The following is a 7,527-nucleotide window of genomic DNA, read 5'->3' as shown; positions in this document are numbered from 1 at the left end:
CCTCAAACTATGGGACAGCAGTGGACTTTGGTCTGCTTTTTTATTGTTTGGATCTTAGAAAGATTAGACTCTAACTTGCCATGTAGTCAGCTAAGTAAGTATCAAAGTCGGTCTTATCAGACGCTTCAATACTACGTTGTTCTTTTAATGAATGACTCTGCATAGCTTTAAGCTTATCAAGCATTTCTGGGTTCATAGGCTCTGAGAGTAATGTGCTTTTATGCTGCTCGGCTTGCTGCATCACAAATTCACCGTAGCTCAAATTCTCAGTCTTCATTACTTTAAGAACTTGGGCAGACGGCGTTAACGCTGGGTCAGCTAATTTAGCTTGCTGTGAGGCGATTGTCTCGGCGAATCGTTTACTGGAATGGGCCTCATCCACCAGCGCAGCGGTATGCGACATCTCTGTTAATAATTCAGTTCCCCATTCAACAAGACTTTTCTCTTCGTCATCATTTTTTAGCAGGGTTAGCCCTGGCTCGCGGCCGCGAGTTACAACGCGCTGATGGTTTTCATTGATCTGATCGCACTCTTCAGGGCTAATCTCTTTCTCTTCCATTAATAGACAGGTTGTTAAAAAGATATCCAAGAAGTCTGCTTGGCTCTGATCGATACCGAGGGGTAAGAATGGGTTAATGTCGGTATTACGCACTTCTATGTATTCAACGCCGCGTGCGATTAGAGCGTGAACGGGCTTCTCACCTGAATCGGTAACACGCTTAGGGCGGATATCACTGTAATACTCATTTTCAATCTGCAGAATATTGGTATTGAGCTGTTTATACTTCCCGTTCTCTTTAACCCCCATCTCTTCATACGGTGTATAGGGTGTACGAATAGCACGATTTAAAGAGCTAGCGTATGTATTTAGATGGTTGAAGCAGATGTTTAGGCTTGCTTGAGCTTTGTTTGAATAGCCTAGGTCGCTCATGCGCAATGACGTTGCGTAAGGAAGGTAGAGAGTACCTTCTGACAGTGTTTCTAGTTTGTGATCTTTTCCTTTAAGGAATGATGAACAAAGTGCAGGTGACGCGCCAAAAAGGTACATGAGCAACCAAGAGTAACGACGGAAATTCCTGATTAAGCTGAAATAGGAAGCGGAACGGAACTCCTGTAGCGATTTCTTTGACTCACTATGGCTTTGTAGGACTGTCCAAAGACTTTCTGGAAGTGAGAAATTATAGTGGATTCCGGCGATGGTCTGCATGATTTTACCGTAACGGTTTTCTAGACCGACCCGATAAATATATTTCATCTTACCGACATTGGAATCACCATATCTAGCAATGGGTATATCGGCTTCTTCTGGCAATATGCAAGGCATGCTCGCTGGCCATACTTGTTCATTATCTAGATTTTTGTACGTATAGCGGTGCAGATCTGCTAGGAAATTGAGCGCATCAGATGACCGCTCAAAAACAGGCGTAATGAACTCTAATAACGCTTCTGAGTAGTCAGTTGTAATGTATTCATGAGTTAGGGCCGACCCTAAGGCATTCGGATGTGGGGTTTGCGCAAGTGTACAGTCACTGTTCACGCGAAGCCCTTCTTTTTCTAATCCGTGCTGAAGTTTTGTTAACAGATCGGTATGGCCATTACTTTTTAGCCAATGTAGCTTCTGCTGTAATGCGGAAGAGAAATGTGTGGAAGACAAACGTTAGTCCTTAAAGTCACTCATTGAAGGATGCTCAGTATAATTGAGCAGACGGTAAAATGCTGCAATGAAACGAATTGTTCCGAATTTTGACCCGTTTTTGGATAAAAAATTCAAAAAAAAGCAGAAGTAATAACATATCTGCTTTTTTCATGCGCTATTTAGGCTACGCTTAAAACCTGCATGGAGTTAGTTCCCCCATTTTTGCCCAGTGATTCCCCGCGAGTCAAAATCACTAGATCCCCAGCTTGCAGCAAATTGCGTGCTTTTAAACCGGCAAGAACCTCGTTATTTAGCTTGCCCTTATCTATCTGGGTTGAATCAAAAAAGATTGGCTCTACTCCACGATACAATGCGGTTCGGCGCATTGTGCGTTCATTTCGAGTCAGAGCAAAAATAGGTAACCCTGAGCGAATACGAGACATCCATAGTGGGGTGGATCCGGATTCAGTTAGGCAGATAATCGCTTTAACTCCAATGAGGTGGTTGGCTGTATACATAGCAGAGCGGGCAATTGTTTCATCAAAACGCTCCAGCTTTTTTTCCATATTTGGGGATGGTGGTCGTTCCAGCTGATGTTTTTCAGCACCTTGACAGATAGATGTCATTGATGTGACGACTTCAACAGGATGCTGTCCTGCCGCGGTCTCTGCAGATAGCATGACTGCGTCAGTGCCATCCAGAATCGCATTTGCTACATCGAAGACTTCTGCACGAGTGGGCATCGGGTTTTCAATCATCGATTCCATCATCTGCGTTGCCGTGATAACGAAACGATTTAATTCGCGTGAGCGCTTAATAATATGTTTTTGTACGCCGATCAGTTCAGCATCACCGATCTCTACACCTAGATCACCACGGGCAACCATAATGCCATCGCAGGCCAGAATGATTTTGTCTAAGGCTTCATTATTTGCGACGGTTTCTGCACGTTCTACTTTAGCAATAATCTCAGCGCGGCTACCTACCGCATCTAATAATCGTCGAGCTTCATGAAGATCTTCTGCGCACCGTGGGAACGATACGGCAATATAATCCATATCGATCTCACCCGCGACTTTGATATCTCTGCGATCTTTATCTGTTAAAGCTGCAGCAGAAAGGCCACCGCCTTGACGGTTGATCCCTTTGTTATTTGATAGAGGACCACCAATGATGACTTCTGTGTGGATTTGATTGCCTTTTACTTCTGTAACTTTTAACTGCACGCGGCCATCATCAAGAAGGAGGATATCGCCGACAGCACTGTCTTGTGGAAGCGCTTTATAGTCGATACCGACTTGATGCTCATCTCCATCTTGGTTTCCAAGTTCTGCGTCTAAAGTAAACTTGTCACCTAGAGCAAGTTTGATGCGATCATTTTTAAAGCGAGCGATACGGATTTTTGGTCCCTGAAGGTCGCCAAGAACGGCAATAGATAAACCTAGTTTACGAGAGGCTTGTCTTACTTCACTTGCTCTTCTGCGATGGTCATCGGCACTACCATGGGAAAAATTAAGGCGTACAGTGTTTACGCCGTTACGAAGGATATCTTCTAAAACACCGGGTTTGTCGGTGGATGGACCCAAAGTAGCAACAATTTTGGTACGCTTTAGCATGTGAAAGTTTTGCTCCGTCGTTTATAAGTATTAGACTCTAGTATAATGCGCTTAGGTGTACGAATTAAGTATTTATAGTTACAAAGTAGAAAAAAGAATAGTAAATGTTAGCCTTCAAACCAAATTGGCCTTAAATATATGCCTTATGCATCTTCAGAAAAATGGCGCAGTTATCGTGCACTGTTCTTTATTGTTTTAGCTTGTGCCTTCTTCATTGTGGTTGGGCAAACAACCCTGGTGAGTCGTTCTCAGGGGTATGATCAACTTCAGCAACGTTCAAATGCAGATTTAAACCGCTATTTGCTGAGTCTTCAGCAAAAGCTGGATCGGTATAAAGATTTACCTGGTTTGTTGTCTTCTCATTCCATACTTATCAACGCACTGACCCAGCCTAATGATGAAAGTTTGAATGGAACTGCAAGTTCATATTTGCAACATGTTAATGAGTCGATTAATGCTGCAGATGTTTATTTAATGGATGTAGAAGGCACCGCCATTGCTGCCAGTAATTGGTCCGAGGAACGTTCATTTGTTGGCAAAAATTATGCATTTCGGCCTTACTTCAAAGAGGCTATGGCAGGTAAAGCCGGGCGCTATTTCGCTTTAGGGACAGTGTCTAAGCGTCGAGGGTATTACTTTTCATACCCTATCTATAAGCAGCAGGATATCGTCGGCGTGGTGGTGGTTAAAATTGACTTAAATGAGATTGAGTCAGATTGGACAGACCCCGATTTAGATATCTTAGTGACCGATGAAGACGGTGTGATTTTTATCTCCACGCGTAAAGACTGGAAGTTCCGTACGCTCAGGCCCCTAGCGCAAAATGACATCCAGCGAATTGCTGAAAGCTTAAGGTACGGCAATCACGAGTTAGTCTCCCTAGATATTGTGAAAACATCGAAACGTGCGGAGGGAGGTACGCTGGTTACGCTTGTAGATGGCGACCGGATTGATAATCCAGCATTAGATGGTATCAGTACGCGACAGTTTCTATTACAAAGCAGAGAGCTTGAAGATAGCGGTTTAACGGTCGTCGTATTGGCAAGTACTAAGTCCGTTAAAGGGCGGATGTTCTATACCGCTTTGACGATTGGTTTTATCTTTATTGCATTAGTTTTGCTGGTGATGGTCTTATTGACTCGGCAGCGTATTAAGCGTGAGAGGGCGCGCTTTAAACTGCTTGAAACAAATGCGCTTGAAGCAAACGAAGCGCGTGTTCGTGCGATTATTGATAATACCCGTGCGGGGCTGATCACTTTAGACAGGCAAGGTCGGATTGAGAGTATGAATATCATGGCTGAGAAACTGTTTGGTTATGATGAAAAGGATGTTCAATACGAATACATAAGCAAGCTGCTTACCCAGCCGGATCGTGCGCTCTGTTGGAGTCATCTGACGGCGGCTGATGCGGATCAGCAAGATGAACTGTTTATGGAAGCGGGTGGTTTGCGCCAAGACGGCTCCGCTTTCCCAATCGAGCTTATTATTGGTCATATGGATTACGGTTCTATTAAACGCTTTATTGTAACCATTCATGACATTACGCAGCGTAAGCAGTATGAAGGGGAGCTGAAACGTGCGCGTGAACTTCTAGAGCATCGTGTAGAAAAGCGTACAGCAGATCTAACTGATGCAAATATGAAGTTGTTAGAGGAAGTGGATAAGCATAAGGATACACAAAATGAGTTGATTCAAACGGCGAAGTTGGCGGTTTTAGGCCAAATGTCAGCAGGTATCAACCATGAGCTCAATCAGCCGTTAACTGCGATAAGAACCTATGCAGATAATGCACAAGCGTTTATGGCTTTGGATCGAATGGAGCCGGTTAAGAAAAATTTGTATGAGATTAGTCATTTGACTGAACGTATGGCTAAGATTATTCATCCCTTGAAAGAGTTTTCACGCAAAACGTCTGGTGCGTCTGAGCCGGTTTGTCTGCAAAATGTGCATGACGGTGCCATGTCGATTATGTACGGTCGATTACACAAAGTGAAAGCACAAGTTAACTGGCCTAAGAATCTAGAGCGTTGTTACGTGCTTGGAGATACTGTGCGCCTTGAGCAGGTGTTGGTTAACTTGATCAGTAATGCGCTTCAGGCGATGGAAGAGCAAGAAACACCTATTGTAAACATCGATCTGCACACAGATAAACAGTGGGTAGTACTGTTAGTGAGGGACTATGGTCCTGGTATCCCAGAACATGATTTAGGGCGAGTGTTTGAACCGTTTTATACCACTAAACAGGCCGGACAAGGTTTGGGGTTAGGTTTATCTATCTCTTATCGGATCATTGAAAGTATGGGGGGGCGTTTATCGGTTGAAAACCACCCATCTCAGGGCGCTGTGTTTAAGATTAGCTTACCCATTGCGCGCGCCCCTGATAATGTAGTGGGATAGTGTTGTTATGAATCGATATTGGAATCTGTATGAGTGATCAAGATCTACTGCCTCTTATTCTCGTAGATGATGAGGAGCACATTCGCCTCGCTGCAGGACAAACGCTGGAGTTGGGTGGGTATGATGTCACTACACTGGAAACAGCAGAGCAAGCTTTAAATATTATTACCGCTGATTGGCCTGGCGTGTTAATTACTGATATTAACCTGCCTGGGATTGACGGTTTAGAGTTGATGAAAAAGGTAGTGGCCTTAGATTCTACCCTTCCAGTGATTCTTATTACCGGCCACGGAGATATCTCTATGGCTGTTGGGGCGATGCGAGATGGCGCTTATGATTTTATTGAAAAACCATTCTCCTCTGAATTGCTATTAGATGTTGTTAGGCGTGCGGTTGAAAAACGTAATTTGATCATCGAGAACCGTCGCTTAAAACAAGAGTTGGAGGCGCAAAGCGCACCCGGTCCTAGGATTATTGGTAACACCGCTATTATTGCTCAGGTCCGAGGGTTGGTTCATGCGGTAGCAGATACACCCGCTGATATTTTGATATTGGGCGAGACGGGCACGGGTAAGGACTTGATGGCCCGCTATATTCATGAACACAGTAATCGTAGAGATCAAAACTTTGTAGCGATTAACTGTGGAGCTGTACCTGAGAATTTAATTGAATCTGAACTTTTTGGTCATGAAAAAGGCTCGTTTACTGATGCTAAGGCACGCCGTATTGGTAAGTTTGAGCACGCAAATAATGGGACGCTCTTTCTGGATGAGATCGAGAGCATGCCTATGACCTTACAAATTAAGCTCTTGCGAGTACTCGAAGAAAGAGCCATCGAACGTTTAGGTTCTAATGAGAGCATCCCTCTTAATATTAGAGTTATTGCCGCGACAAAAGTAGATCTGAAAGAAGCCGCCGCACACGGTGATTTTCGAGAAGATCTGTATTATCGCTTAAATGTTGTACGTGTTGATATTCCGGCCCTTCGTGAGCGCCGTGAAGATATAGCCATGCTCTTCCAACACTTTGCATTAATCGCGTCCTCTCAATATGGCCGTGAAGTACCGATGTTATCACCTGAGCGAATGCACAGCTTAGTAGCTACACATGATTGGCCAGGAAATGTACGTGAACTACGTAATTTAGCTGAGCGTTATGTGCTGTTGGGTGAAAGTTGCACATTTGATTTTGAGAACAAACCGATTACTGATGCGAGTACGCGAGGGGCTTCAACCCTTCCTGATAAAGTGGATCAATTTGAAAGTATGTTGATTCAAGCGGAGCTTGCGCGTTGTGGGGGATCGATCAAGGAAACTTTGATTAGCCTAGGCCTTCCAAGAAAAACGCTATACGATAAAATGAAAAAGTACGGTTTGGATAAAAAAGACTTTAAGTAGACGGGTATGAATAGCGCTCCCATTCCTGTTCGATGATCTTAAAATTGAACAGGAATGGGCGTTTTCGTTATGAAGGTTAAAGCTTAAACTTCTGAACCATTGATTCCAGCTGTCCGGCTAACGTATTCAACTCATGTGCCACGCTATTTAATTTCCCAGCGCGTGAAGAGGTATGTTCAGCGGTACTAGCAATTTCATGTACGCTGGCTTCAACACTACTTGCCATCTCTGTTTGCTCTTTAACCGATGAAGATACCATGTGATTCATATCATTGATCATACGTACTTCTTCAGAAATCTTAGTTAAAGCGTCAGAGGTTTCTTGTACTTTACTTACGCCTGCTTCGGCACTGCTATGAGCTTGATCCATAACGGCTACAGCATCACGAGCGTCTCTCTGAAGTTCTTCAATAATCGTATTGATCTCCTCAGTAGAGTTACGCGTTTTGCTGGCGAGGGTACGTACTTCGTCGGCTACAAC

General features: G+C 43.9%; 5 protein-coding genes. 2 read left to right on the top strand and 3 right to left on the bottom strand.

The features are described 5' to 3' along the window. Positions 1 to 70: 70 nt before the first annotated feature. Positions 71 to 1,654 (bottom strand): glutamate--cysteine ligase, encoded by a 1,584-nt coding sequence (gene gshA, locus B4K11_RS07420; protein WP_292955089.1) that lies wholly within the window; start codon positions 1,652 to 1,654, stop codon positions 71 to 73. A 161-nt stretch (positions 1,655 to 1,815) separates the two neighbouring features. After that, complete coding sequence (gene pyk, locus B4K11_RS07415) at positions 1,816 to 3,252, bottom strand: pyruvate kinase (protein ID WP_292955086.1); 1,437 nt, start codon at positions 3,250 to 3,252, stop codon at positions 1,816 to 1,818. A gap of 138 nt (positions 3,253 to 3,390) precedes the next feature. On the opposite strand from pyk, the gene B4K11_RS07410 reads away from it, so the two are divergent. Both B4K11_RS07410 and B4K11_RS07405 read left to right on the top strand, forming a co-directional pair. After that, positions 3,391 to 5,649: an ATP-binding protein gene (locus B4K11_RS07410; RefSeq protein WP_292955083.1), complete on the top strand. Its 2,259-nt coding sequence runs from the start codon at positions 3,391 to 3,393 to the stop codon at positions 5,647 to 5,649. 29 nt (positions 5,650 to 5,678) lie between these two features. Continuing rightward, complete coding sequence (locus B4K11_RS07405; RefSeq protein WP_292955079.1) at positions 5,679 to 7,046, top strand: sigma-54-dependent transcriptional regulator; 1,368 nt, start codon at positions 5,679 to 5,681, stop codon at positions 7,044 to 7,046. A gap of 76 nt (positions 7,047 to 7,122) precedes the next feature. Here B4K11_RS07405 and B4K11_RS07400 read toward each other — a convergent pair. Beyond that, on the bottom strand, positions 7,123 to 7,527 hold a 405-nt coding region (locus B4K11_RS07400; protein WP_292959310.1), incomplete at its 5' end, for an LA_3659 family protein.

The sequence above is a fragment of the Neptuniibacter sp. UBA6509 genome (genome assembly GCA_002435145.1).
GTDB lineage: Bacteria > Pseudomonadota > Gammaproteobacteria > Pseudomonadales > Balneatricaceae > Neptuniibacter.
This window is presented reverse-complemented; position numbering and strand designations above follow the sequence as displayed.

Bases quoted from the DNA above. Each gene is read 5' to 3' on its own strand.
- B4K11_RS07405 (WP_292955079.1), top strand. From the start codon at position 5,679: ATGAGTGATCAAGATCTACTGCCTCTTATTCTCGTAGATGATGAGGAG.
- B4K11_RS07410 (WP_292955083.1), top strand. From the start codon at position 3,391: ATGCCTTATGCATCTTCAGAAAAATGGCGCAGTTATCGTGCACTGTTC.
- pyk (WP_292955086.1), bottom strand. From the start codon at position 3,252: ATGCTAAAGCGTACCAAAATTGTTGCTACTTTGGGTCCATCCACCGAC.